Here is a 24,566-nt window from a genome sequence, read left to right as displayed (position 1 = left end):
TCGCGGAGGCCCCTTGACCCGACCGAAGGCATCCGGCATGTAAACGGGGCTGGGACAAACACGCCCGGTTGCCGCGCCCCTTTGGGCGCACTCCCCTCGAAAGCGCCCTGATCGCATTGCCCTCCGGGCCCATCATCCATAGCGGACATATATGAATCTCGCCGAACTCAAGGCCAAATCCCCCACCGATCTGCTCAGCCTCGCCGAGGAATTGCAGGTCGAGAACGCATCGAGCCTGCGCAAGCAGGACATGATGTTCGCCATCCTCAAGGCCTATGCCGAGAACGATCAGGCGATTCATGGCGATGGTACGCTCGAAACCCTGCCGGATGGCTTCGCGTTCCTGCGCAGCCCGCAGAGCAATTATCTGCCTGGCCCGGATGATATTTACGTCTCGCCCGCGCAGATGCGCCGCTTTGGCCTGCGCACCGGCGATACCGTTGCCGGTGAAATTCGCGCGCCGAAGGATGGCGAGCGGTATTTTTCGCTGCTGAAGGTCGAGACCATCAATTTCGAGCCGCCCGATGCGGTGCGCCACCGGATCAATTTCGATAATTTGACGCCGCTGTATCCGACCGAGCGGCTTGGGATGGAGATCGAAAACGCCGAGCCGCCGCCGAAGGGTCAGCAGAAGGACAATACGGCACGGGTGATCGATCTGATCTCGCCGATCGGCAAAGGCCAGCGCGCCTTGATCGTGGCACCGCCGCGCACCGGCAAGACCGTGATGCTGCAAAGCATCGCCACTTCGATTTCGACCAATCATCCCGAGGCGTTCCTGATCGTGCTGCTGATCGACGAACGGCCCGAGGAAGTCACCGACATGGCGCGCACGGTGAAGGGTGAGGTTGTGGCCTCGACCTTCGATGAGCCGGCGACCCGCCACGTGCAGGTGACCGAGATGGTGCTCGAAAAAGCCAAGCGCCTGGTCGAACACAAGCGCGACGTGGTCATTCTGCTCGACAGCATCACCCGGCTTGCCCGTGCCTATAACGCGGTGGTGCCGAGCTCCGGCAAGGTGCTGACCGGCGGTGTCGATGCCAATGCGTTGCAGAAGCCCAAGCGGTTTTTCGGTGCGGCCCGCAATATCGAGGAAGGCGGCTCGCTCACGATTATCGCGACCGCGCTGATCGATACCGGCAGCCGGATGGACGAGGTGATTTTCGAGGAATTCAAGGGCACCGGCAATTCGGAGATCATTCTTGATCGCAAATTATCCGACAAGCGGACGTTCCCGGCGATCGACATCACCAAATCCGGCACGCGCAAGGAAGAATTGCTGGTCGAGCGGGCCACGCTGTCGAAAATGTGGGTGCTGCGGCGGATTCTGAACCCGATGGGATCGTCCGAGGCGATGGAATTCTTGCTCGATAAGCTGAAATATAGCAAAACCAACAGCGATTTCTTCGAGGCGATGAACACGTAAACCGGCTTCATAAAAATTTTTCGGTTCTTTTTTGAAAAAAAGAACTACTTAACTTTTTTCTGATTTAAGGACGTAACGATGCCCGACGCGATGCCCCAGAACGACTATAAAGTGCGCGATTTCAGCCTGGCCGATTGGGGCCGCAAGGAAATCAGCATGGCCGAGACCGAAATGCCCGGCCTGATGGCGCTGCGCACGGAGTTCGGCGCGTCGCAGCCGCTGAAGAACGCGCGCATCGCGGGTTGCCTGCACATGACGATCCAGACCGCGGTGCTGATCGAGACGCTGATCGCGCTGGGTGCGACGGTCCGTTGGTCGTCCTGCAATATTTTCTCGACCCAGGATCACGCCGCGGCCGGCGTGGCCGCCGCCGGTGTGCCGGTGTTTGCCTGGAAAGGCATGGATGAGGACGAGTTCAACTGGTGCATCGAACAGACCGTGCGCGGCCCAGACGGCTGGACGCCGAACATGATCCTCGACGACGGCGGCGACCTTACCAAGCTGATGCACGACAAATATCCTGAAATGCTGGCCGATGTGCGCGGCATTTCCGAGGAAACCACCACCGGCGTGCACCGCCTGCGCGACATGGTGAAGGCCGGCCAGCTGCTCTGCCCGGCCATCAACGTCAATGACAGCGTCACCAAATCGAAATTCGACAATCTGTATGGCTGCCGTGAATCGCTGGTCGATGGCATCCGCCGCGGTACCGATGTGATGATGGCCGGCAAGATCGCCGTGGTCGCCGGGTTCGGCGACGTCGGCAAGGGCTCCGCCGCCTCGCTGCGCAACGCCGGCTGCCGCGTGCTGGTCACTGAAATCGACCCGATCTGCGCGCTCCAGGCCGCGATGGAAGGCTACGAAGTCGTCACCATGGATACCGCCGCAGCGCGCGGCGATATTTTCGTGACCGCGACCGGCAATATCGACGTGATTACGGCCGACCATATGCGCGCGATGAAAAACCGCGCGATCGTCTGCAACATCGGCCATTTCGACAGCGAAATCCAGATCGAATCGCTGCGCAACTACCGGTGGGAAAACGTCAAGCCGCAGGTCGATGAAGTCGTGTTTCCGGACGGCAAGCGCTTGATCGTGCTGTCCGAAGGCAGGCTCGTCAACCTCGGCAACGCCACCGGCCACCCCAGCTTCGTGATGTCCGCCAGCTTCACCAACCAGGTGCTCGCGCAGATCGAACTCTGGCAGGCGCCGGCAGGCAAATACAAGAACGAGGTTTACGTTCTGCCCAAGCACCTCGATGAAAAAGTCGCGGCACTTCACCTCGCCAAAGTCGGCGCGGCGCTCACCGTGCTGTCGCCCGCCCAAGCCGAATACATCGGCGTTTCCAAAACCGGCCCGTTCAAACACGACGAATACCGGTATTGAGGATCACGCGGATGGGCGGGTTCCTTGCCGTTATGGGTCTGGCCGCCTTGCTCGGCGGCATGCTGTTCTACGGCGCGGTCATGACCCCGCTGGTGTTCAGCAAACTGCCCCCCGACGTCGCCGGGCCGTTCATCCGCGCCGCCTTCCCCCGCTACTATCTGTATGTGACCACCGCCGCCGTGATCGCGAGCTTCGGCCTGCTGATCCACGGCAAACCCTGGTACGCGCTCGCCGCCATCCTTATCGCCGGCGCCACACTCTGGCTCTGGCTCGAATGGCTGCCGCATATCAACACCCTGCGCGAAGCCGGCAACCAACCCGCCTTCGACCGCGCCCATAAACTCTCGGTCTACGCCAACGGCGCCGAATTCCTCGTCGTCATCCTGCTCCTGACCGGACTCGTTGCCTGACGCGGTCGTGCTGGGTCGGGCAAAGGTAAGCAAGGCGGGGGGCTTTGCCCCCTCGACCCCCACTAAGGGCTGAGCCCTTAGAACCCGCTAGTTTTAGGCAAGGGGAGGGCGCTGCCTCGGTGGTTCCGTCGATCTGGCCTGGGTCGCCCTCCCCTTGCCTAAAACTAATGGATTTTAAAGGCTCCGCCTTTAACGGGGTCCAGGGGCAGAGCCCCTGGCCTTTCTGACCTCTGTCCCACCCACCATCACCGCGCCAAATAGCGTGTCGTCAGGTGGGTTTCGAATGCGGTGGGGTCGAGGGGTTGGCCGGTGGCTTGGCGGAGCAGGTCGTTGAAGCCGAAGCTGGCGCCGTGGTGGTGGACGTTGGTGCGCAGCCAGGTGAGCAGGGGCGCGAAGTCGCCTTGGGCGAGGGCGGCATCGATGGTTGGCACGGCGGTGCGGGCGGCGGCCATGAGTTGGGCGGCGGCCATGGCGCCGAGTGTGTAGGATGGGAAGTAGCCGAACAGGCCGCAGTACCAGTGGATATCTTGCAGGCAGCCGCGCGCGTCATCGGGTGGGGTGATGTCGAGCAGGCTGCGGAGTTGGTCGGCCCAGGCGCCGGGCAGGTCGGTGACGGCGAGGTCGCCGGCGATCATGGCGGCTTCGAGGCGGTAGCGCAGGATGACGTGGGCGGGGTAGGTCATTTCATCGGCTTCGACGCGGATGAAGCTGCGTTCGACGTGACGGAGTCGTGCGGCGAGGCGGGGGAGTGTGAAGCCAGCCGGATCCTGGCCGAAGGCTTCGGCGAGGACCGGGCCGAGGAAGCCGAGGTAGGCATCGGACCGGGCAGCCTGCATTTCGATGATGAGGGACTGGCTTTCGTGGGCGGCCATGCCGGCGGCGGTGCCGACCGGCTGGCGGGCGTGGGTGCGCGGCAGTCCGGCTTCGTAGAGGGCGTGGCCGGTTTCGTGCAGCACGCCCATCAGGGCGGAGGCGAAATCGGCTTCGTCGTAGCGGGTGGTGATGCGGATATCGGTGGGTGTGCCGCCGCAGAACGGGTGGGTGGAGCGGTCGAGCCGGGCGGCGGTGTAGTCGAGCCCGGCCTGGGCGGACAGGCGGCGGCAGAGGGCTTCCTGTGCGGTGATGGCGAAGGGGGCGGTGCCGGGTGTGCGGTGTTCGCGGTTGGCCTGCAGGGCTTCGACCTGGGGCAGCGCGGTGCGGAGAAAGGCTTCGTAGCGGGTGAACACCGGGGTGATTTCGGCCGCTGTGATGCCGGGTTGGTAGGTATCGATCAGGGCATCGTAGGGGGCGAGGCGGGAGGCTGCGCTGAGGGCGGCGGCTTTTTCACGGCTCAGTGCGAGCAGGTCGGCGAGCGGCTGGGCGGCCATGCTGAAGTCGGATGCGGCGCGGGCGGCGCGCCAGATTTTTTCGCAGGTGGATGCCTGGCGGGTCAATGCCTCGACGAGGTCGCCGGGCAGGGCGACGGCCTGGGTGTGGCTGCGGCGCATCAATTCCAGGTTGCGGCGTTCGGCGGGTGAAGTGGGGGGATGGGCTTCGGCGGCGTCGAGATCGTCGGCGACGGCGGGTTCGACCAGCATGCCGTGAGCGATGCCCGACAGGGTTGCCAACTGGTCGGCGCGGGCGGCGGAACCGCCATCCGGCATGACGGCCGCTTCGTCCCAACCCAGCATGGACATGGCTTCCTCGACCGTCGCCATGCGGGCGAAGCGGGTGGTGAGGCGGTGGTAGGCATTGGGGTCGGTGTTGGCGGCGATGTGGTTCATGCGGGCTCTTTCAGTTGTTTGCGGGCGTAGAACAGGAATTCCAGCACCACGACCAGTGCGAGGCCGAACCAGGTCAGGGCGTATTGCTGGGAGTTGTTCGGCGGTTGCGGCAGGCTGGCGGCGGGGATCGGGCCGCCGGCGATGGGCTGGGGGCCGAGCATGATCAGGGTGAAGTTCTGGACGTGGTGGAGGCCGAGTGCGGCGCCGATCTGGCGCGGGTCGAGCGTGTAGAACATGCGTTTGGCGGCGTTGCTCTTGGCGGCGAACGGGCCGAAATTCTGCGCTGCCTGGACATAGCCTGAGACAACGGCCGGGCCTGCCGGTACGGGGGACGGCTGGGGTGTGGTGCCTTGCACCCAGCCGAGATCGACCATGACGACATCGCCGTTGCGGCGCTGGAACGGCATGATGAGCTGCGAGCCTTGCAAGGGGCCGGCGGGGGAATTGCGGATCTGGTCGGCGAAGAACGCGGCCTTGGTGGCGAGCCAGTGGCCGGAGATGGCGACTTTTTGATAGGGCGTCGGGTGGGGCGGCAGGCGGATCGGCGGGAGGAGTTGGGCGGCGATGATTTCGCGCTGGATGCGGTCTTTGTAGTGCCAGCGGTGCACCTGCCACACGCCGAGGGTGAGCAGCAGCACGAGCATGACGAGGCTGAACACCCCCATCCCGATCAGGCGCCGCCAGCGCGCGCGCGGCGGTGCCTGATCGATCACGGGGTCAGGCATCCATCAGGCCGCGGTGATTGCGCTGCGGCCGAAATAGTAGATGCAGACGAACAGGAACAGCCAGACGACGTCGACGAAATGCCAGTACCAGGCGGCGGCTTCGAAGCCGAAGTGACGCTTGACGCTGAACTGGCCCTTGATCGCGCGGAAGAAATTCACGGCCAGGAAGGTGGTGCCGACGATGACGTGAAAGCCGTGGAACCCGGTGGCGATGAAGAACACCGAGGGGAAGATGCCGCCGTGATAGAAGTTGAACGGCGAGTGGGTGTATTCATAGCCTTGGCCGCAGAGGAAGGTGATGCCGAGCAGCACGGTGACGCCGAGGCCCTGGATCATGCCGCGGCGATCGTTTTCGAGCAGCGCGTGGTGGGCCCAGGTGATGGTGGTGCCGGAGAGCAGCAGGACCATGGTGTTGAACAGCGGCACCGCGAAGGGATCGATCGTGGTGATGTGCTGGGGCGGCCAGACCGGCGCGTGGGCGTAGCCCATATGCGTCGGGTAGAAGAAGAAGTTGAAATAGGCCCAGAAGAACGAGACGAAGAACATCACTTCGGAGCTGATGAACAGCGCCATGCCGTAGCGCATGCCGATTTGCGTGACGAGTTTGTGCAGGCCGGGCGTGCGGCTTTCGCGCACCACATCGCGCCACCAGACATACATGGTGGACACAGCACCGAGCGTGCCGGCGATGAGGAACCAGTAGTCGTTGTAATGGGCGACGAAGATGATGCCGGCCGCGATCAGGATGGCCGAGATCGCGCCGAATACCGGCCAGAGGCTTGGTTCGACCATGTGGTACGGGTGTGGCACCGTGCCCGCGATTTGGCCTTCGGCCGTGTGTAGATCACCGCTCATGTCATCAATCTCCCAGAAGGCGTCGCAAGAACCGTTGTCGTGTCATCACCACATATGCCCGGCGTGGTAAAGCTTGACGACAGCGATGGCGTAAATCAGCAGGCACAGCGCCACCATGGCGCCGAACAGGGCCCAGTTCCGTCCGCGCCGGCGGCGCACGAACTCGGCTTTTTGTTCCGGAGTCCAGTTCGCGGTGGTCGGTGTGACGGAGATGCGATCGGCTTCGGTCATAGGAAATGGTCCACGACCAGAGCGCCGAAGATCAGGAACAGATAGAGGATGGAGTATTTGAAGGCGGCCTTGGCCGGTACATCGCGCGTCAGGCTGACGCCGGTGGGGTCTTGCCGATCGCGCATCACGCCGATCGCGTACCAGATGAAGGCGAGTCCGAGGACCAGGGCGCTGGCAGCGTAGAACGGCCCGGCCTCGTGCAGGACGTAGGGCAACAGCGAGATCGGTACCATCCACAGTGTGTAGCGCATGACGGCGAGGCGGGTGGCTTTGGCACCGGCGACGACGGGCAGCATCGGCACGCCGGCTTTTTCGTAATCGGCGGAGGCGAACAGCGAGAGTGCCCAGAAATGCGGCGGTGTCCAGATGAAGATGAGTGCGAACAGCACGATCGGCAGGAGCGCGAGATGGCCGGTGACCGCGACCCAGCCGATGATCGGCGGAAATGCGCCGGCGGCGCCGCCGATCACGATGTTCTGCGGGGTGCGGCGCTTCAGCCACATGGTGTAGATGAACACGTAGAAGGCGATGGACAGCGCGAGGATGGCCGCGGCGAGCACATTGGTGGCCAGCCACATCAGCAGGACGGAGAGGAAGGACAGGCCGACGCCGAAGCTGAGCGCGCCGGAGGGCGAGATGCGCCCGGCGGGCACCGGGCGCTTGGCGGTGCGGCGCATGATCGCATCGATATCGCGGTCGTACCACATGTTGATGGCACCGGCGGCGCCGGCCGCCATTGCGATGCAGAGGATGGCGGTGAAGGCGAGCACCGGGTTGAGGGGGCCGGGGGCGACCAGCAGACCGGCGGCGCCGGTGTAGACCACCAGATAGAGGACGCGCGGCTTGAGCAGGGCCAGCCAGTCTGACGTGGTTGCGCCGAGGATCGCCTGATCGAGCAGCGCCGGCTCCACGGTTGCGGCCGGCGCGCTCGTGCGCATGATGGTATCACTCATTCAGACGATCCAATCCGTTATTCGTCCCGGATGATCCGCTCAGCGGATCACCGGCACGTCTTCGAACGTATGGTGCGGCGCGGGGGACGGCACGGTCCATTCCAGCGTCGTGGCACCATCGCCCCAATAGTTGGCGGCGAGTTTCTGTTTGCCGGTGAAGATTTTGAACAGGATCACGAAGAACACCAGCGTGCTGACGCCCGACACGATGGCACCCACCGAGGAGACGTAGTTCCAGCCGGCGAACGCGGTCGGGTAGTCGGGGTAGCGGCGCGGCATGCCGGCGAGGCCGAGGAAATGCTGCGGGAAGAAGGTGAGGTTGACGCCGATGAAGAACAGCCAGAAATGCAGCTTGCCGAGGGTTTCGTTGTACTGCTGGCCGTACATTTTGCCGATCCAATAATAGAAGCCGGCGAAGATCGCGAACACCGAGCCCATCGACAGCACGTAGTGGAAATGCGCGATGACGAAGTAGGTGTTGTGGAGTTCGGTATCGAGGCCGGCGTTGGCGAGCACCACGCCGGTGGCGCCGCCGACCACGAACATGAAGATGAAGCCGATCGCCCAGAGCATCGGCGTCTTCAACTCGACCGAGCCGCCCCACATGGTTGCGATCCAGGAGAACACTTTCACACCGGTCGGCACCGCGATGACCAGGGTTGCGGCCTCGAAATAGACTTTGCTGTCCATCGAGATACCCGAGACGAACATGTGATGCGCCCAGACCACGAAGCCGACGAAGCCGATCGCGACCATGGCGTAGACCATGCCGAGGTAGCCGAAGATCGGCTTTTTCGAGAAGGTGGACACCACGTGGCTGACGATGCCGAAGGCCGGCAGGATCATGATGTAGACTTCGGGATGGCCGAAGAACCAGAACAGATGCTGGAACAGCACCGGGTCGCCGCCGCCGGCTGGCTCGAAGAACGAGGTGCCGAAATTGCGGTCCATGATGAGCATGGTGATGGCGCCGGCGAGGACCGGAATGGCGAGCAGCAGCAGGAAGGCGGTGACGAGGATCGACCAGACGAACAGTGGCATTTTATGCATCGTCATGCCGGGTGCGCGCATATTCAGGATGGTGGCGATGAAGTTGATCGCGCCGAGCAGCGAGGAGATACCGGCCAGATGGAGCGAGAACAGCGTGAAATCGACCGCCGGGCCGGGCGAATAGGTGATGTCGGACAGCGGCGGATACAGCGTCCACCCGATGCCGGAGCCGACGCCGACCAGCAGGCCGAGGTTGACGAAAATGAACCCCATGAACAGGAACCAGAAGCTCATGTTGTTGAGGCGCGGGAACGCCATGTCCGGTGCACCGATCATCATCGGCACCATCCAGTTGCCGAAACCGCCGATCAGCGCGGGCATGACGAGAAAGAAGATCATCAGCAGGCCGTGGGAGGTGACGATCGCGTTCCAGGCCGCGCCGTTGGTGATCAGCGTGTTGCCCGGTTCGGCCAATTGCGCGCGCATGATCATGGAGAGCACGCCACCCTCGATCCCGGCGATGATCGCCCAGGTGATGTAGAGCGTGCCGATATCCTTGTGGTTCGTGCTCATCACCCAACGGCGGAAGAAGCCGGGCTGCTGATGGCTGTGGGCGGCGTGATCGTCGTGAAGCGCGGTCGCGGACATGGTCATGACCCCTGGCGGATGATGGAGACGGAATTCATAGAACTCTCAATTCGATGCGTTGCTGGCGAGCGCAAGGTGCGGCTGCGCGATCGATGCGGCTTTTGCGGCTGCGGCCTCGGCCAGGACTTCGTATTTGTGGACCGGCGGGACGTCGCCCTGCGCGGCATCGGCCTTGGCTTCGGTGAGCCAGGCCTGGAATTGCGCCATTGGCAGGGCAACAATCTCGATCGGCATATTATCGTGGTTCATGCCGCAGATCTGGTTGCACTCGCCGTAATAGATGCCCGGCGCGTCGATCTTGGTCCATTGATGCCAGTATTGCCCGGGAATCGCGTAGCGCTGGACGCCGAGCGAGGGGATGAAGAACGAGTGCAGCACGTCGCCGCTGGTGATCTGGAACACGATTTTCTGGTTGGCCGGGACCACCAGCGGGTGATCGACCGACAATTGCTTGATTTCGCCGGGCTTCAACTGGTTGGGCGGGATCGGGTAGGAGGTGAAATCGACCCCCTTGGCGCCGAGATATTGATATTCCCAATACCATTGATGGCCGGTGACTTTCACCGTCATGTACGGATGTTTATAGTCCGATTGCTGAAAGATCATGTTGAGCGAGGGGACGAAAATCACGATCAGCAGCAGGGCCGGTGCGACGGTCCATATCACTTCGATCAACGTGTTGTGCGTCGTGGTCGAGGGGACCGGGTGAACCGAGGCACGGAACTTGACGACGATGTAAGCCAGCAATCCCGCGACCAGCAGCACGACACCGAACATGATCCACAGCACGAACTGCATCATCCAGTCGATGCTCTTCTGGATCGGGCTGGAGGCCGGCTGGAACCACCATTCCCAGGGTTGCGGTGCGTGGATCGGGAAGCCGGCGCTGTTTTTGGGAAACGTAGCGGCAAGCGCGGGGTGCGCAGCAGCGGCGGCGGCGATCAGGCCCAGGGCAAGGAGACCATATTTAGTCGATTGCTTCATCAATTCCGCCAATTCCGTTGCTGCGGGCCGGGCTCGCCTCGGCCGATAGGGTCCATTTATAGGGTCGGTTTCCTGAGACTAACACGCGGGTTACATAAACGCCACGCGCATTCGCAAATGTTGATATATCACCGTGCCGACAGGATCAAGGCGTGACCGCGCGGCGACGTGGTTGCTGGCAACGCGGCGTCAGGCCGGTGCGGCGTTCACCATCGAGACCAGGCGGAACAGGCCGAACGGGCGCATCGGGCGGGCAGTCAGGCCGACCGCTTCGTCCGGCGCGATCAGCCGGTCGATCGCGAAATCCGGGTGCCAGCCCAGCGCGCGCGAGGCCGGCGCCATGGCGCGTTCGACCCAGGCGACCGGCCCGCCATCGGCGGCGAAATGGTTGACGAACAGGATCGTGCCGCCGGGCCGCACCACGCGGCGCAGTTCCTCGGCCAATTTGCGCGGGTTGGGCACGACCGAGGCGACGAACATGGCGACCGCGATATCGAACCGGCCGGTTTCAAAGCCGGTATCCTCGGCATCGAGTTCGAGCAGATGATCGACATTGGTGAGGTTTTGCTGGCGCACGCGGATGCGGGCGCGATCGAGCATTTCGGCTGAAAGATCGATGCCCGTGATGCGTTTTTCGCGTAGGTACAGTGGCAGCGCAAGGCCGGTGCCAACCCCGACTTCCAGCACATCCGTGCCTTGCGCCTGGTTGACCGCTGCAACAGCGGCGCGGCGGGCGGGGGCGGAGATGGCGCCGAACACTGCATCGTAAACGCCAGCCCAGCGGCGATAGGCGGCGCGAACGGCATCGGCGTCCAAACTACCGCGCGCCGCAAGCGGATCGGCCGAAGCCGTCTTGAAAGTTTCGCTCATGAACGCACGGTGCTCCTGTCAGTCCCCGAGCCCTGCCTGATCGGCTCCCCGAAATTCAGCCGCCAGCAGAGACGTCACATTTTCGTAACTACGCTGCTTGTTGTGGGGGATGCGGGGCTCGCATGCAAGTAGGGCATGCGAACATCGGACCTATCTCAGGCCACATCCTCACGCCGATCGCGCACGCGAACATAGGCGATGTCGGCGTGGGGGCCACAATAGGGCTTGTTGTTCAACGCCGGATCGCCGCAGAAGCGGAAGGTCGCGGTACCCGGCTCGCCGATCGGCCAGCAGCAGGCCGGCGCACGGGGTGCCAGGCGGATGGGGGCGGTCATGGCGGCCACCAGCGAGGGGCGGGCCGGGCGGTTGACTGGCGGGGCGGTGACCGCGGCGACCGGCAAGACCTCGGGTTTCGGCGTGACGGCCGCGGGTGGCGCCGGGATGACCGGCGCGGCTGATGGCTCGGCCAGCGATGGCAGCGTCGGGCCGGAGACCCGGCGCGGTGCCGGCTCGCGCGGCGCGCTCAGCGTTGCGGGATCGCGCCGGATCGGTGAGGGCCGGGCCGGCAGGTCGAGCCGGTGCGCCTTGCCGACGACGGCATTTTTCGAGATGCCCAGGCGCCGGCCGATCTCGGCGGTGGACAAGCCCTCGTCCCACAAACTCCGAAGCCGTATGATCGCGTCGTCTGTCCAATCCATCGCCATGTCCTCATGGTTGATACAATATAGAGTAGTCTATCAACCAATCCTACTCAACATATTGTTAAGGGGATGGAGGCAGTTTTCTGTGGACAAGTCGGATTATTTTATCGCCTCGCCGGCGAAACTGCCCCAGAAATCGGCGCGCGGCAGATAGCCGCGCCGATGGCCGGCTTCGACCGCGCACCAGGTGGCGTCCGGCTGGCAGGCGGTGATCATGCCGATCACGCCTTTGTCGAGATAGGCGACCGGTGCCGCCGTGGGGTCGGGTGCTGTGCGCATGGTGTGGCGGCCGCCGGTGACGATGAAGCTGCGCACGCCGTGCAGCAGGGCTTCGTGCACCCAGCCGGTGCCGCCATCCGGGGCGACGACGTGGCGCCAGACGTTGAACTCGCCGGTGATTTCCACCGGCAGGTCGAACCGGTGATAGACCCAGACGATCGGGTACTGAAAGCCGGGGCCGGCGCGCATATAGATTTGATCGGACCGGAAACTCTCGAAGCGCGGCACCGGCCAGCCGGTTGCGCTGCCTTTGGCGGGGCCGGGGCCAGAACCGGGGTTCGGCGCGTGCCAGGCTGCCAGGGTCAGGACCAGGATCGGCAGGATCGCGGCGCGGGCGTTACGCATGGGACGGGCCGGAAAATCCACATACCGGACAATCGGGGTCGCGTGGCACGGCGATCATGCGGAAGCGCATGTCCAGCGCGTCCCACAGCAACAGGCGGCCGGCGAGACCGGTGCCGATGCCGAGGCTTTCCTTCATCGCCTCCACCGCCTGGAGGGTGCCCATGACGCCGGTGACCGGGCCGAGCACGCCGGCTTCGGAACAGCTTGGCACCATGCCGGCGGGGGGCGCTTCGGGGTAGAGGCAGCGGTAGCACGGCAAGTCGGCTCCGGCGTGCGGCTTGAAGGTGGAAATCTGGCCTTCGAACCGCAGGACCGCCGCCGAGACCAGTGTTTTGCGCGCCTGCACGCAGGCATCGGCGACCAGGAACCGTGTTTCGAAATTATCGGTACCGTCGAGCACGATGTCGTAATCGGCGATCAGCGCGTTGGTGCTTGCCGCGTCGACCCGCGCCTCGATCGGGGTGACGATGATGTCCGGGTTGATCGCCCGCATCGCCGCCGCCGCGCTGGCCACCTTGGCGCGCCCGATGCCGGCCATGGTGTGCGCGATCTGGCGCTGGAGGTTGGAGAGTTCCAGCACGTCGTGATCGACGATGCCGATGCGGCCGATGCCGGCGGCTGCAAGATACAGCGCCGCCGGACTGCCGAGGCCGCCGGCGCCGATGATCAGCACGGATGTCGCCCGCAGCCGGGCCTGACCGGTGCCGCCCACTTCGCGCAGGAGGATGTGGCGCGAGTAGCGGGCGATTTCGGCTTCCGAGAAATTCAGATCCATGGCGCTCGAATCGCACCACCCGCAGGATCGATCAAGAGGGCAGCCCAACCCCCGCCAACCACAGTCGAAAAGTTTTTTGCTCCTTTTTTACAAAAAAGGAGCGCTTCCCTCCCCTGCCCTCACCCCACCCCAGGATTGGTCTTTGGCCGAGCATTGAACCCCGGCGGGATGACATTGGGGATATGCAATTGCACATTGGTCGGGACCAGGCCGATCATTTTGCAATCCGCGCCCGTCGTGGCCGGCAGCGCGGTCGTCCAACTGTCGGGCACCATGGCGTAGGATGCCGGCAGCGGTTTGGCCTTGCCCTCGAGCCGGGCGGGATCGAAGGCGGAGACCAGATTGGTCACATCCGGCGTTTCGGCATCGAACGGTCCCATATATGTCTGGTGGAATTGTTTCCGGCCGATCGCGCGGCCCTTTTGTTCATCCGGCAGCGTGGCCAGGGGCGGCAGGTTGAACACGGCATCGACGAACTTGACCACCGAGGCCTGGTTGCCGACGGCGTGCGAAATCGCGTGCACCTTGGCGTAGGGTGAGATCACCAGGAACGGCACGCGCGGCCCATCGCTCAGGACCGTGCCATCCGGCGCGGTCGCGAGTTCCGGCGGCGGAACATGGTCGTAATCGCCTTCCGAATCATCCCAGGTGATGATGATGGCCGCATGCGCCCAGTATTTGCTCGACGCGATGGTGTTGACCGCGCGCGCCAGCATGGCCTCGCTGATCTGTGCATCGGAGTAGCCGGGGTGATCGTCATCGCCGAGGAACTTCTTTTGCACGGCGGCGTTGGGGTCGGTCGGTTTCAAGCCGAAGCCGTTGCGGTAGCCGCCTTTGACGTAGAACACGCCGCCTTCCGCCGGCAGGGTGCCGCCTTTGACCGCGCTGAAGAACGCGCGCAGCCCGCCCATATCGGCGGTCATTTTCGGGTTATTCGCGATATAGCCGAAGTATTGCGGGCCGTTGTGATGGGTGATGTAGGAGGCGTGCACACCATCGGCGTCCTTCGGGCCGAGATTATTGGCTGCCGGCAGGCTGGAGAAGCCTTCCTCGAACCAGCGCCACGCCACTTTGTGCCGGTCGAGCCGCTGGATGAAGGAGATGTCCTTGGCGACGTCCGCGAGGTCGGGCTTGGGGTCGAGGTCGTGGCTGGTCTTGGCCTTGATGGTGTTGCCCGCGGTGGTCAGGGCCACGGTTGCGTAGGTCTGGTTGAGCTGCACCTTGCCCGGCCCATCGTGCGCGTAGTCGCGCGGGTTGTAGGGTACCATCTTGTGCTGGAACGGGTCTTCGCGCGAGCCCCAGAGCGGGTCGATATCGGAATCGACCGGGTCGCCCGGCTTGTTCACCTGCTTCCATGCCTCGTTCGGATGCAAGGCCCATTGCGTCAGCCCGGTCTGGGCCGCGAAGATCGAGAGATTACCCGGCGTCGAGGGTCCGACCATGTCCTGGAACATGTGATCCATCAGCACGAAGCGGTCGGCGTAGCGCCATAGGATGGGGATGGTGTTGCAATCCTCGTGCGCCATCGCGAGTTCGCCCATCTGCTTGGCCTTGAGCGAGGGGGTCGGGCCGGATTTCCAGTATTTCCGCTCTTCGCCCAGTGCGAAATGATTCATTTCGGCGTGGCCGTTCACGATATGCATTTTCGCGAACATGATGGGGTGGGAATGATCGATGTCGTCCGTGTCGGCCGCGAACTGGGCCGGTCCGATCGTGAAGGGCTGGATCGTCTCGACCTTGCCGGAGACGCCGATGATCTTTTGCGTCAAACCTGGCGTCTGTGCGGCAGGTTGCGAATACAGCCCATCCGCCCCCGGATAGGTGCCGAAATAGGAATCGAATGAGCGATTTTCCTGATACAGCACGAACACGTATTTGATGTGGTGGCGGAGCAGTGAGGCCATCTGCGCCGCCGACACATGCGGCTCATGACCGGCGGCGACCACGTAGGGTCGTGCCGCGGTGGGGATCGGCGCGGTCACGCCGGCCGTGGCAAAACCCGGCATCACCATGCCGGAGGCCAACACTGTCGAAATCAACCGGTCGCGTAGGCGCATCAAACCCTCCTGATTATCGCGTTAGCCATGACCGAACCGGGCCGGCGAAAAAAGCCCCTGATCATGAATCTTTTATGACGCGATGGCCGGGTGGGTCGATCCGGCTCAGGCTGGCAGATGCTTCGCGATATAGGGCGGCAGCCAGAAGGCGGCGACGTGGATTTGGGGCGACCAGTAGCTCGTGGTGCCCAGGATGCCGGCGGATTTTGCGCGTTCGGTGATCGTTTCGATCGACAGTGTGGTGAGGGCCGCGTCCTTGCCGGCCCATCCCAGCGTCATGTAGCCGCCGACATAGGTGGGGACGGCGGCGATGTAGGCGGTGACGTGGGGGAAGAAATTGCCGCGGCGGGCGGAGGTTTCGCGCAGTTCGTCGGCCTGCATGAAGGGGACGCCGCACTGGTTCACGATGAGGCCGCGATCGGTCAGGATGCGGGCGCAGTTTTGATAGAACTCATCGGTGAACAGGACTTCGCCGACGCCGATCGGGTCGGTCGAATCGACGATGATGACATCGAAGCTCGCATCCGGCGCGCGTTTGACGTAGTCGATACCGTCGCCGACGATGACATCGGCGCGCTTGTCGGTCCAGGCATCGCCGCCGATGGCGGGGAGGAACTCCTTCGAGAGGCGGATCACCTCGCCGTCGATTTCGACCATGACGGCTTTGGCGACCGATTTGTGCATCAGCACGCGCTTGAGCACGCCGCCGTCGCCGGCGCCGATGATCAGGACGGATTTCGCATCGCCATGGGCCAGAAGCGGCACGTGGGCGAGCATTTCCTGGTAGACGAATTCATCGGACTCGGTGATTTGCACCACGCCGTCTAGCAGCATGACGCGGCCGTGGAATTCGGTTTCGACGATCGCGATGTCCTGGAAGTCGCTTTTGGTGCGTGCAAGTTCGCGCGTGACGCGGAAGCGCTGGCCCCAGTAGGGGTAGAGGGTTTCGTTCACCCACATGTCGGTCATTTGTTCACTCCATACGAAAACACCGCCCTACCATGCGATAGGGCGGTGTGTCGGTTTCAGCCGGATGAAATCAGGTGGTCAGCCCGCGGCGCTGTTCACCCACTTGCACGTCGCTCGGCGAGAAGGTGGCGCGGAGGAAGTCGATCGCCTTGTAGGGATCGCATTCGCCGCACATGAAGATGTCGACCGCGGCGAAACCGCGTTCGGGCCAGGTGTGGATCGAGATGTGGCTTTCCGCGAGCACGACCACGCCCGACACGCCGCCGTTCGGCGTGAAATGGTGGAAGTGGCTGTGCAGAATGGTCGCCCCGGCGGCCAGGGCGCCGTTACGCAGTGTGACATCGATCAGGGCGGGATCGTCGAGATTGCTGGCCCCCCACAAATCGATGAGCAGATGCGTACCAGCGAATTTCACGCCGTCACGTTCTACGAAATAATCCTTCGGCACGGCGACTTGATCGACCGTGTCGTGCGCAAACGTCTGGTTTTCGCTCGGAAAATCCGAGACCATCCCCAGTCGGGCAAGTGCGTTCATTGCGAACCCCCAAACCAGTGACAGCCTGTAGAACGCAGCACCGCGCCGCGCCCCCCGGGGCCAAAGAGAGCGCGATATGCGCATAAATCCCTGGAGACGCAAGGGCTTTTCGGGGATTGTTGTGTGAAATTCCGCCCCCCTGCCGCACGGGGGGAATGCGGTGGGGGTATGGCGGGGCGCGCACTGCCGGATTGGCTGGTTGGGGGTCGCCTGCCGCGCGCTGAACCGGCGCGGCAGGGGCGGTGCGGGTTTTCTATTTGACCTGGGAGATCAGTTTGACGGTCGAACTCTGCGCGCCTTCGAAGGTGAGTGGCGTGGTGCCGGCGGGGTAGCCGTTTTTCGAGAGGATGAAGGCCATGATGTCGGCATATTGGGTGTTGGTCAGGCTGGCGGGGGCGCCGGCCGGCATTTGTTGCGATAATTCATCGAAAATCGCGGCGACGGTGTAGTTGTTCGATTTGCTGGCGAAGCTCTGACCGATCAGGGTGGGGCCGGCGATGCCCTGGAGGTTTTTGCCGTGGCACATCGAGCAATGGGTTTCGAAATCGGCGTGGCCGGCGGTCGCCTGGGCGGCGGTGTAGATGGCCGGGGGTGTGGCAGCCGTAGCGATGCCGGTGAGGGTCAGGCTGGCGGCGAGGAGTACGAGGCGTTTCATGGGGTGGTCCTTGGTTGGGAAGGTTAGGTAAGGTTAAGGGAAGGCTTCTTTTTTGAAAAAAAGAAGCAAAAAACTTTTTTTAATTTGGGGCATGGGCGGTTTCACTGGCGTGGGCTCAATGAGTTCAAAGTTTTTTTGCTTCTTTTTTTTCAAAAAAAGAAGTCTTTTTACTTGGCCGGCACACGGTAAGGCGCGACCAGTGAAGCCAGTTGCCGATGCGCCACCAAATGCTGCAACGCGTGATCGAACGATTTGCCTGACGCGGCGTGCGCTGTGCTGTAGAGGGCGACGATCTGCCATTGCGCGTGCGGCAGGCTGAGGGCGTGCTGGGCGACCTTGGCGTGGGTGTGCGCGAGGTGGTTGACCAGCCAGGGCTGCCACATCAGGGCGACCGCGACGTCTTTTGCTTCGAGCGCGCGGTAGAGGGAGCCGGGCGTCGAGTATTCATGGGCTTCGAGCGTGGCACCGTGGCCGTGGTCGAAATATGTGCTGGGCACGGTGAGATAGGTGATGCCGACCCTGGTGTGCGGTGCGAGGCTCGCGAAGCTGGGCGCGGTGCTGCCGGGGGCGGCGAGGACGAAGCCGGTGGCGGCGTAGGGGTTGGTCGCCATGACGCCGGACGGGACCGTCGGGTAGCCGGTTTCGACCGGGAAACCCATCACGAGATCGCAGCGTGTCGCGAGTTTGGCGAAGAAGATGCCTTTTTGTGCGTTGAGGGCATCGGCGCCGACCCTGGTGTCGATCACGGTGAAATGAGCCGATGTGTGTTCGGCGTGGGCGACCGCGGTGGCGACGGCGTGGTCGATGTTGAAGAACGGATTGCCTTTGTCGATGCAGAAACTGGTGGTCGCTGCACTGGCCGAGGCGGTGAGCGTTGCCATCACCATGGCAACGCCGGACCAGACGAGACCCCGCCGCGGCTGCGGCGGGGTGTTGGGTGTGACGTCAACCATTCAGGGCAAAGACGTGCAGCTGGCCACCGGTGGGCGCCTTGGTCAGCGGCGCGCCGAGCTTGCCCGACCAGAGCGGCCAGACGCCACCCCAGCCTGACCAGACCGCGACGTACTGCTTGCCATCGACCTCGTAGGAGACCGGTGCGGCGATGATCGGTGAGCCGAGATTGGCGCTGGTCCACAGGATTTTGCCGGTCTTGGCATCGAACCCGTAGAGCTTGCCGTCGGTGCCGCCGCTGAACACGAGGCCGCCGCCGGTTGCCGTCATGCCGCCGTTCCAGGGCGCCTTGGTCTTGTATTCCCAGACCTGCTTGCCGGTGGACAGATCGATCGCCTGGACCGAGCCGAGATCGGGCGAGGTCGGGTCGGGGATCATCTGGAAGGTTTCGCCCAGGTAGGGCAGGCCGGCGGCGTAGCTGGTGGGGACGCCCTTCATGGTCATGCAGGCGTGCAGCGTGGGCACGTAGGCCATGTTGGTCTTGGGATCGACCGCGGCGGCCCACCAATTCTTGCCGCCGAGGAAGCTGGGGCAGGTGGTGATCTGTTTATCGAGGCCGGGCTGATTCGCGGTGTTGTTGATGGCATGACCGCCGGCGCTGATGCCGGTGATCGAGGTATCGTGCACGAAGGGCTTGGCGTAGATCAGTTTGCCGTCTTCGCGGTTGATCGCGTAGAAATAGCCGTTGCGGTTGGCTTCCACGATCGCTTTGTAGGGCTTGCCCTTGTAGGTGACGTTGCTCAGCGTCGGTGTGTTGACGCCATCGTAATCCCAGGTGTCGTTGCGGGTGTACTGGTAGTGCCATTTGATCTTGCCGGTGGACGGGTCGATCGCCAGCAGGCTGTCGGAATAGAGGTTATGGCCGGGGCGGGTCGAGGCGAGCCACGGGCCGGGGTTGCCGACGCCCCAGAACAGGGTTTTGGTCGAGGGATCGTAGGTGCCGGTCATCCACGGGCTGCCGCCGCCGTGCTTGTAGGCGCCGGCCGGCCAGGTTTTGCCGCCGGGTTCGCTGGGCGAGGGAATGGTGTGGAGTTTCCAGGCGAGCTTGCCGGTCTTGGCATCGAGCGCCGCGATGAAACCGCGCGCGCCGTATTCGCCGCCGCCGACGCCGACCACCACCTTGCCGTCTACGATCAGCGGGGCTTCGTCGATCGAGTAGCCGACGCCGGGCTTGTAGAGGGCTGAGTTCCAGGCAACCTTGCCGGTCTTGGCGTCGAACGCGACGACGTGATTGTCGATCGTGGCCATGTAGACCATGTCGTCATAGACGGCGACGCCGCGGTTATTGACGTCGCAGCAGATCGTCTTGGTCGCGTCGCCCGCCAGCTTGTAGGTGTATTTCCACAGCAGCTTGCCGGTCTTGGCGTCGAACGCCATGAGATGGTCGAGCGGGGTGGTGACGAACATATAGTCGCCGTTGATGATCGGCACGTTTTCGAAACCGTGCGGGATGTTGACCTTGGGCGAGGTCCAGACCGGTTTCAGCGAGGCGACATTGCTGGTGTTGATGGCGGAATAGGGGGCGTAATCGTCGCCCGCGTAGTCGCGGTTGAACATCAGCCAGCCCGGCGACGAGGCGGCGTTGTCAAGCCGGGACTGGGTCACCGGGGGATAGGATGGCATGGCGTGGCCGATGCCGGGGATGGCGAGCGCGAGCAGGGCGCTGCCGAGCACGCAGGATGTGAGTGTGGTTTTCTTGAGCTTCATTGTCAGTCCTCCGATAGGTCGTTTTTTGATTAGTGGTTAACAGTCAAATTGTTTGGGCATAAACCGAAACAAGTCAACCGGTTGGTTCGTCTGCCTTCAGCCGTGCCGCCTCCTCGTCGGAAAACACCCGTGAGCGTGTCAGAAAGCGCTGGCCGGTGCCGTTTTCCAGCGAGAACATGCCGCCCATGCCGGCGACGACATCGATGATGATCTGCGTGTGGCGCCAGTATTCGAACTGCGATTCGCTCATGAAGAAGCGCACGCCGCCGATGGCCCCGAGGCAGACATCGTCCGGCCCGATCAGGAAATCGTCCTGGGGGTAGCACATCGGTGATGAGCCATCGCAGCAACCGCCCGACTGGTGGAACAGCACGGGGCCGTGCCGCGCTTCGAGTTGGGCGATCAGGGCGAGGGCCGCCGGTGTGGCGACCACCCGCTCGATCGACGCATCGGGCGCGGCACGGTGCATGTCAGAAGAACCCGAGCTTGTTGGGGCTGTAGCTGACCAGCATGTTTTTGGTCTGCTGGTAATGATCGAGCATCATTTTGTGATTCTCGCGCCCGATGCCGGATTGCTTGTAGCCGCCGAACGCCGAATGGGCGGGATACAGATGGTAGCAATTGGTCCAGACCCGGCCGGCCTTGATGTTGCGGCCGAACTGGTAGGCGCGGTTGCCGTTGCGGGTCCAGACACCGGAACCGAGGCCGTAGAGCGTGTCATTGGCGATTTCGAGGGCTTCGGCTTCGTCCTTGAACGTGGTCACCGAGACCACCGGGCCGAAGATTTCTTCCTGGAACACGCGCATCTTGTTGTTGCCGCGGAAAATGGTGGGCTCGATGTAGAAGCCTTCCGACAATTCGCCGCCATGGGTGCCACGGCCGCCGCCGGTGAGCACTTCGGCACCTTCCTGACGGCCGATGTCGAAATAGGACAGGATTTTATCGACCTGCTCGGTCGAGGCCTGGGCGCCGATCATGGTCGAGGGATCAAGCGGGCTGCCCTGCTTGATCGCCTTCACGCGGGCGAGCGCACGCTCCATGAAGCGGTCGTAGATGCTTTCCTGAATGAGCGCGCGGGAGGGACAGGTGCAGACCTCACCCTGGTTGAGGGCGAACATCGCGAAGCCTTCCAGCGCCTTGTCGAAGAAGGCGTCATCGGCGTCGCACACGTCGGCGAAGAAGATGTTGGGCGATTTGCCGCCGAGTTCCAGCGTGACCGGGATGAGGTTGTGGCTGGCGTACTGCATGATCAAGCGGCCGGTGGTGGTCTCGCCGGTGAAGGCGATTTTCGCGATCCGCTTGGAGGAGGCGAGCGGCTTGCCGGCTTCGAGGCCGAAGCCGTTGACCACGTTGAGCACGCCGGGGGGCAGGATGTCGGCGATCAGTTCGGCGAGCACCAGGATGCTCACCGGGGTCTGCTCGGCCGGCTTGAGGACGACGCAATTGCCGGCGGCCAGTGCCGGGGCGAGTTTCCAGACCGCCATCAGGATCGGGAAATTCCAGGGGATGATCTGGCCGACCACGCCGAGCGGTTCGTGGAAATGATAGGCGACCGTGGTATCGTCGATCTGCGACAGCGCACCTTCCTGGGCGCGGATGCAGCCGGCGAAATAGCGGAAATGGTCGATCGCGAGGGGAATGTCGGCCGCGGTGGTTTCGCGGATCGGCTTGCCGTTGTCGATGGTTTCGACATAGGCGAGCAAAGCGAGGTTCTGCTCCATCACATCGGCGATGCGGTTGAGCATGTTGGCGCGCTCGGTGGTCGAGGTGCGGCCCCAGGCATCGGCGGCGGCGTGCGCGGCATCGAGGGCGGCGTTGATGTCGGCCTCGTCGGAACGGGCGACCTCGGTGAAGACCTGGCCGGTGACCGGGGTGACGTTGTCGAAATAGCGGCCGCTCAGGGGCGGGGTGAATTTGCCGCCGATAAAATTCTCGTAGCGGGGTTTGAACGCGAAACCGCCGGGCGCGGTGCCGGGGGTGGGGCGCAATGAGCCGTCGGGCATGGTCGGTCCTCCGTTGGGTGCGCCGCCGCCACCATGGCGACATGCGCTTGATTTGGTTGACCGCTGCATCGCAAGTCTCGTGCCAGCAGGTGAACACAGCGTGCCGGGCGGGTTCGGCCCGAAAACGCCGGGTCCGGCACAGGGTCGGGACGTCCCGTTCCGGGACATTGTCCTGAAACGGGACAGTATTGGGCAGCGCGACGGTTTTTGTTGTCAGGGGTGGTGAGCGCGCCTAATGCTGGCTGCGATAACGGACCCGGCTCAAGGGTCGCCAGCATTACGGGTGGAACGAAAGAGAAGCACAGTAAAATGCGGGCTCATGCCAGTCATCCTGCCGCGACGGCCGATCTTGCGACGGCACGACGCAATCTTGCGACCAGCGGCGCGGTTACCGGGTTGCCGCCGCTGTTGACACGCTCATGGACGCGCTGCGTCTCCGCCGGGTTATCGCCTGAACGGCCGTGCATCGACGCAAGGCACCTCGGCGGGCGGGAATTGCACGAGGCGGTGGAGCGCCAGGGTGATTTGACCACGCGGGCACGCCCGATCATCGATTACCTGCACGCCCAGATCCGCGATTCCGGCTGCATCATCCTGCTGTCCGACCAGAACGGGTTTCTGCTCGATGCGGTGGGCGACCCCGGATTCAGCGATCGGGCCGCCCGCGTCGCGCTGCAACCCGGCGCCTGCTGGGCCGAGGCCGACCGTGGCACCAACGCGGTCGGCACCGCGCTGATCGAGGCGGCACCCGTGGTGATCCACGGGCCTGAACACTTCCTGGATCGCAACGGGTTTCTCGCCTGCGCGGCCGCCCCGCTCGCCGCCTCGGACGGCAGCCTGCTCGGCGTGCTCGATATTTCGTGCGATCACCGGATTTATCACCCGCACACCTTCGGCCTGGTGCGCGCCGCCGCCCAGATGATCGAGAATCGGATGTTCGAGATCAACCACGTGCGCGACATCAAGCTGCGGTTTCACACCGCGCTGCAGGCGGTCGGCACCGTGGTCGAAGGGGTGCTGGCGATCAGCCCGGATGGGCTCATCCTCGGCGCCAACCGCCCGGCTACCGACCTGCTCGGTCTGCGCCGGGTCGATATGGGGCGCGCCAGCATCGCCGATCAGATCGACGGGCGATTCTCCGACCTGCTCGCGCGCGATCGCCAGCGCGGCGGCGAACCGGTGGAAATCTGCCGCCGCGATGGCTCGCGCCTGTACGTGCGGCTCGAAATTCCGCGCATCAGCCCACCCCGCCCGACCACGCCTGCCTGGCCGGCCGATGCGCTCGCCGCACTCGATACCGGCGATGCCGCGATGTCCCGCGCGATCGGGCAGATCCGCCGGGTGCTGGGTAAACCCATCCCGATCCTGCTGCGCGGCGAAACCGGTGCGGGCAAGGATGTGATGGCCCAGGCCATCCACGCCGCCGGGCCGCGCCGGGGTGAGGCCTTCGTCGCGGTCAACTGCGCCGCACTGCCGGAACATCTGATCGAGGCGGAATTGTTCGGCTACGCGCCCGGCGCCTTCACAGGGGCCAAGCGCGAGGGCGCGCTCGGGCGCATTCGCGAAGCCGCCGGCGGCACGCTGTTTCTCGATGAAATCGGTGACATGCCGGCATCACTCCAAAGCCGCCTGCTGCGGGTGCTGGAAGATCGGACCGTGGCACCGCTGGGTGGACGGCCCGTGGCGGTCGATTTCGCGCTGATCAGCGCGACCAATCGCGACCTCAAGGCCGATATCGCCCAAGGCCGCTTCCGCTCGGACCTATACTACCGGCTCAACGGGCTGTGCATCGCGCTGCCCCCGCTGCGTGATCGGACCGACCTCGTAGCCCTGATGACCGCCATCCTCGCCCGCGACCCTGTCAAAACCACGCCCCGCCGCATCGCCGATCCGCTGCTCACCGCCCTGCAAACCTACACCTGGCCCGGCAATATCCGCGAACTCGCCAGCCTGCTGCGCATCGCCACCTCGCTCTGCGATGAACGCGATACCGAACTCGATTGGCACCACCTGCCCGATGACATCGCCGCCGACCTGCGCCGCCAAACCACACCCCCCTCCCCGCCCCCAACCCGCACCGACAACCAACAATCGCTCCGCACCGCCGCCGACCAGGTCATTCTGCACGCCATCGAACAAGCCGCCGGCAACATGAGCGCCGCCGCCCGCCGCCTCGGCATCAGCCGCAACACCCTGTACCGCCGGCTCGCGGCCTTGCAGCCTGGAGACTGATGCTGGTGGGGTGGGACGGGATAAGGAAGGAAGGCGGGGGGCTTTGCCCCCTCGACCCCCACTAAGGGCGGAGCCCTTAGAACCCGCTAGTTTTAGGCAAGGGGAGGGCGCTGCCT

Annotated in this window: 23 protein-coding genes; 4 read left to right on the top strand and 19 right to left on the bottom strand. The window is 63.8% G+C overall.

Annotation, left to right across the window (positions count from 1 at the left end):
• Positions 1-151 precede the first annotated feature (151 nt).
• The 3 genes from rho (at position 152) to BW994_RS00170 (ending at position 3,222) form a co-directional block, all read left to right on the top strand.
• The gene (gene rho / locus BW994_RS00180; RefSeq protein ID WP_029314099.1) at positions 152-1,426 is read left to right on the top strand and encodes a transcription termination factor Rho; all 1,275 of its coding nucleotides are present in this window, start codon (positions 152-154) and stop codon (positions 1,424-1,426) included.
• A gap of 78 nt (positions 1,427-1,504) precedes the next feature.
• Positions 1,505-2,812, top strand: a complete 1,308-nt coding sequence (gene ahcY, locus BW994_RS00175; protein WP_029314100.1) for an adenosylhomocysteinase — start codon at positions 1,505-1,507, stop codon at positions 2,810-2,812.
• An 11-nt stretch (positions 2,813-2,823) separates the two neighbouring features.
• Positions 2,824-3,222, top strand: coding sequence for a DUF4149 domain-containing protein (locus BW994_RS00170; protein WP_029314102.1), 399 nt, complete (start codon positions 2,824-2,826; stop codon positions 3,220-3,222).
• 245 nt (positions 3,223-3,467) lie between these two features.
• Here the strand turns inward: BW994_RS00170 and BW994_RS00165 are convergent, their stop codons facing one another.
• The 19 genes from BW994_RS00165 to adh all read right to left on the bottom strand — a co-directional run bounded on the left by BW994_RS00165 (position 3,468) and on the right by adh (position 22,218).
• A complete protein-coding gene (locus tag BW994_RS00165) occupies positions 3,468-4,985 on the bottom strand; it encodes a carboxypeptidase M32 (RefSeq protein WP_029313510.1) in 1,518 nt (505 codons plus the stop codon).
• Positions 4,982-5,710, bottom strand: a complete 729-nt coding sequence (locus BW994_RS00160) for an SURF1 family protein (protein WP_245594212.1) — start codon at positions 5,708-5,710, stop codon at positions 4,982-4,984. Before BW994_RS00160 ends, BW994_RS00165 begins: the two co-directional genes overlap by 4 nt.
• Before the next feature lie 3 nt (positions 5,711-5,713).
• The gene (locus tag BW994_RS00155; RefSeq protein WP_029313513.1) at positions 5,714-6,565 is read right to left on the bottom strand and encodes a cytochrome c oxidase subunit 3; all 852 of its coding nucleotides are present in this window, start codon (positions 6,563-6,565) and stop codon (positions 5,714-5,716) included.
• 45 nt (positions 6,566-6,610) lie between these two features.
• Positions 6,611-6,796 carry a hypothetical protein gene (locus BW994_RS00150; RefSeq protein ID WP_035230419.1) on the bottom strand — a complete coding sequence of 62 codons (186 nt, stop codon included), beginning with the start codon at positions 6,794-6,796 and terminating at the stop codon, positions 6,611-6,613.
• The gene (locus tag BW994_RS00145) at positions 6,793-7,749 is read right to left on the bottom strand and encodes a heme o synthase (RefSeq protein WP_029313515.1); all 957 of its coding nucleotides are present in this window, start codon (positions 7,747-7,749) and stop codon (positions 6,793-6,795) included. Before BW994_RS00145 ends, BW994_RS00150 begins: the two co-directional genes overlap by 4 nt.
• A gap of 39 nt (positions 7,750-7,788) precedes the next feature.
• On the bottom strand, positions 7,789-9,387 hold the full coding sequence (gene ctaD / locus BW994_RS00140) for a cytochrome c oxidase subunit I (RefSeq protein ID WP_029313516.1): 1,599 nt from the start codon (positions 9,385-9,387) through the stop codon (positions 7,789-7,791).
• Positions 9,388-9,432: 45 nt separating this feature from the next.
• The gene (gene coxB / locus BW994_RS00135; RefSeq protein ID WP_029313517.1) at positions 9,433-10,371 is read right to left on the bottom strand and encodes a cytochrome c oxidase subunit II; all 939 of its coding nucleotides are present in this window, start codon (positions 10,369-10,371) and stop codon (positions 9,433-9,435) included.
• 189 nt (positions 10,372-10,560) lie between these two features.
• The gene (locus BW994_RS00130) at positions 10,561-11,241 is read right to left on the bottom strand and encodes a class I SAM-dependent methyltransferase (RefSeq protein WP_029313519.1); all 681 of its coding nucleotides are present in this window, start codon (positions 11,239-11,241) and stop codon (positions 10,561-10,563) included.
• A gap of 155 nt (positions 11,242-11,396) precedes the next feature.
• A complete protein-coding gene (locus BW994_RS00125) occupies positions 11,397-11,939 on the bottom strand; it encodes a GcrA family cell cycle regulator (protein ID WP_029313521.1) in 543 nt (180 codons plus the stop codon).
• 102 nt (positions 11,940-12,041) lie between these two features.
• The gene (locus BW994_RS00120) at positions 12,042-12,566 is read right to left on the bottom strand and encodes an SH3 domain-containing protein (RefSeq protein WP_029313523.1); all 525 of its coding nucleotides are present in this window, start codon (positions 12,564-12,566) and stop codon (positions 12,042-12,044) included.
• A complete protein-coding gene (locus BW994_RS00115) occupies positions 12,559-13,341 on the bottom strand; it encodes a HesA/MoeB/ThiF family protein (protein WP_029313525.1) in 783 nt (260 codons plus the stop codon). Before BW994_RS00115 ends, BW994_RS00120 begins: the two co-directional genes overlap by 8 nt.
• A gap of 119 nt (positions 13,342-13,460) precedes the next feature.
• On the bottom strand, positions 13,461-15,398 hold the full coding sequence (locus tag BW994_RS00110; protein ID WP_051657597.1) for a phospholipase C: 1,938 nt from the start codon (positions 15,396-15,398) through the stop codon (positions 13,461-13,463).
• A gap of 105 nt (positions 15,399-15,503) precedes the next feature.
• On the bottom strand, positions 15,504-16,367 hold the full coding sequence (gene speE / locus BW994_RS00105) for a polyamine aminopropyltransferase (RefSeq protein ID WP_029313529.1): 864 nt from the start codon (positions 16,365-16,367) through the stop codon (positions 15,504-15,506).
• Positions 16,368-16,437: 70 nt separating this feature from the next.
• Positions 16,438-16,902 carry an adenosylmethionine decarboxylase gene (gene speD, locus BW994_RS00100; protein WP_029313531.1) on the bottom strand — a complete coding sequence of 155 codons (465 nt, stop codon included), beginning with the start codon at positions 16,900-16,902 and terminating at the stop codon, positions 16,438-16,440.
• A gap of 253 nt (positions 16,903-17,155) precedes the next feature.
• Complete coding sequence (locus tag BW994_RS00095; RefSeq protein WP_029313532.1) at positions 17,156-17,557, bottom strand: c-type cytochrome; 402 nt, start codon at positions 17,555-17,557, stop codon at positions 17,156-17,158.
• A 167-nt stretch (positions 17,558-17,724) separates the two neighbouring features.
• The gene (locus BW994_RS00090) at positions 17,725-18,510 is read right to left on the bottom strand and encodes a hypothetical protein (RefSeq protein ID WP_029313534.1); all 786 of its coding nucleotides are present in this window, start codon (positions 18,508-18,510) and stop codon (positions 17,725-17,727) included.
• Entirely contained in the window at positions 18,503-20,215 is a 1,713-nt protein-coding gene (locus tag BW994_RS00085; protein ID WP_029313536.1) for a PQQ-dependent dehydrogenase, methanol/ethanol family, read from the bottom strand. Before BW994_RS00085 ends, BW994_RS00090 begins: the two co-directional genes overlap by 8 nt.
• 73 nt (positions 20,216-20,288) lie before the next feature.
• Entirely contained in the window at positions 20,289-20,684 is a 396-nt protein-coding gene (locus BW994_RS00080) for a DUF779 domain-containing protein (protein WP_029313538.1), read from the bottom strand.
• Between the two features lies 1 nt (position 20,685).
• The gene (gene adh, locus BW994_RS00075) at positions 20,686-22,218 is read right to left on the bottom strand and encodes an aldehyde dehydrogenase (protein WP_029313539.1); all 1,533 of its coding nucleotides are present in this window, start codon (positions 22,216-22,218) and stop codon (positions 20,686-20,688) included.
• 309 nt (positions 22,219-22,527) lie between these two features.
• Between adh and BW994_RS00070 the strand changes: the two genes are divergently transcribed.
• Positions 22,528-24,450, top strand: coding sequence for a sigma-54-dependent Fis family transcriptional regulator (locus BW994_RS00070; protein WP_081849201.1), 1,923 nt, complete (start codon positions 22,528-22,530; stop codon positions 24,448-24,450).
• Positions 24,451-24,566: the final 116 nt, after the last annotated feature.

The sequence above is a fragment of the Acidiphilium rubrum genome (assembly GCF_900156265.1).
GTDB lineage: Bacteria > Pseudomonadota > Alphaproteobacteria > Acetobacterales > Acetobacteraceae > Acidiphilium > Acidiphilium rubrum.
The sequence above is the reverse complement of the archived record's forward strand: the minus strand, read 5'-3'. Positions and strand labels throughout refer to the sequence as shown.

What these genes read in the sequence shown, in the direction of transcription:
- rho (WP_029314099.1), top strand. Translation starts at nt 152, where the DNA reads ATGAATCTCGCCGAACTCAAGGCCAAATCCCCCACCGATCTGCTCAGC.
- ahcY (WP_029314100.1), top strand. Translation starts at nt 1,505, where the DNA reads ATGCCCGACGCGATGCCCCAGAACGACTATAAAGTGCGCGATTTCAGC.
- BW994_RS00170 (WP_029314102.1), top strand. Translation starts at nt 2,824, where the DNA reads ATGGGCGGGTTCCTTGCCGTTATGGGTCTGGCCGCCTTGCTCGGCGGC.
- BW994_RS00165 (WP_029313510.1), bottom strand. Translation starts at nt 4,985, where the DNA reads ATGAACCACATCGCCGCCAACACCGACCCCAATGCCTACCACCGCCTC.
- BW994_RS00160 (WP_245594212.1), bottom strand. Translation starts at nt 5,710, where the DNA reads ATGCCTGACCCCGTGATCGATCAGGCACCGCCGCGCGCGCGCTGGCGG.
- BW994_RS00155 (WP_029313513.1), bottom strand. Translation starts at nt 6,565, where the DNA reads ATGAGCGGTGATCTACACACGGCCGAAGGCCAAATCGCGGGCACGGTG.
- BW994_RS00150 (WP_035230419.1), bottom strand. Translation starts at nt 6,796, where the DNA reads ATGACCGAAGCCGATCGCATCTCCGTCACACCGACCACCGCGAACTGG.
- BW994_RS00145 (WP_029313515.1), bottom strand. Translation starts at nt 7,749, where the DNA reads ATGAGTGATACCATCATGCGCACGAGCGCGCCGGCCGCAACCGTGGAG.
- ctaD (WP_029313516.1), bottom strand. Translation starts at nt 9,387, where the DNA reads ATGTCCGCGACCGCGCTTCACGACGATCACGCCGCCCACAGCCATCAG.
- coxB (WP_029313517.1), bottom strand. Translation starts at nt 10,371, where the DNA reads ATGAAGCAATCGACTAAATATGGTCTCCTTGCCCTGGGCCTGATCGCC.
- BW994_RS00130 (WP_029313519.1), bottom strand. Translation starts at nt 11,241, where the DNA reads ATGAGCGAAACTTTCAAGACGGCTTCGGCCGATCCGCTTGCGGCGCGC.
- BW994_RS00125 (WP_029313521.1), bottom strand. Translation starts at nt 11,939, where the DNA reads ATGGATTGGACAGACGACGCGATCATACGGCTTCGGAGTTTGTGGGAC.
- BW994_RS00120 (WP_029313523.1), bottom strand. Translation starts at nt 12,566, where the DNA reads ATGCGTAACGCCCGCGCCGCGATCCTGCCGATCCTGGTCCTGACCCTG.
- BW994_RS00115 (WP_029313525.1), bottom strand. Translation starts at nt 13,341, where the DNA reads ATGGATCTGAATTTCTCGGAAGCCGAAATCGCCCGCTACTCGCGCCAC.
- BW994_RS00110 (WP_051657597.1), bottom strand. Translation starts at nt 15,398, where the DNA reads ATGCGCCTACGCGACCGGTTGATTTCGACAGTGTTGGCCTCCGGCATG.
- speE (WP_029313529.1), bottom strand. Translation starts at nt 16,367, where the DNA reads ATGACCGACATGTGGGTGAACGAAACCCTCTACCCCTACTGGGGCCAG.
- speD (WP_029313531.1), bottom strand. Translation starts at nt 16,902, where the DNA reads ATGAACGCACTTGCCCGACTGGGGATGGTCTCGGATTTTCCGAGCGAA.
- BW994_RS00095 (WP_029313532.1), bottom strand. Translation starts at nt 17,557, where the DNA reads ATGAAACGCCTCGTACTCCTCGCCGCCAGCCTGACCCTCACCGGCATC.
- BW994_RS00090 (WP_029313534.1), bottom strand. Translation starts at nt 18,510, where the DNA reads ATGGTTGACGTCACACCCAACACCCCGCCGCAGCCGCGGCGGGGTCTC.
- BW994_RS00085 (WP_029313536.1), bottom strand. Translation starts at nt 20,215, where the DNA reads ATGAAGCTCAAGAAAACCACACTCACATCCTGCGTGCTCGGCAGCGCC.
- BW994_RS00080 (WP_029313538.1), bottom strand. Translation starts at nt 20,684, where the DNA reads ATGCACCGTGCCGCGCCCGATGCGTCGATCGAGCGGGTGGTCGCCACA.
- adh (WP_029313539.1), bottom strand. Translation starts at nt 22,218, where the DNA reads ATGCCCGACGGCTCATTGCGCCCCACCCCCGGCACCGCGCCCGGCGGT.
- BW994_RS00070 (WP_081849201.1), top strand. Translation starts at nt 22,528, where the DNA reads ATGCGGGCTCATGCCAGTCATCCTGCCGCGACGGCCGATCTTGCGACG.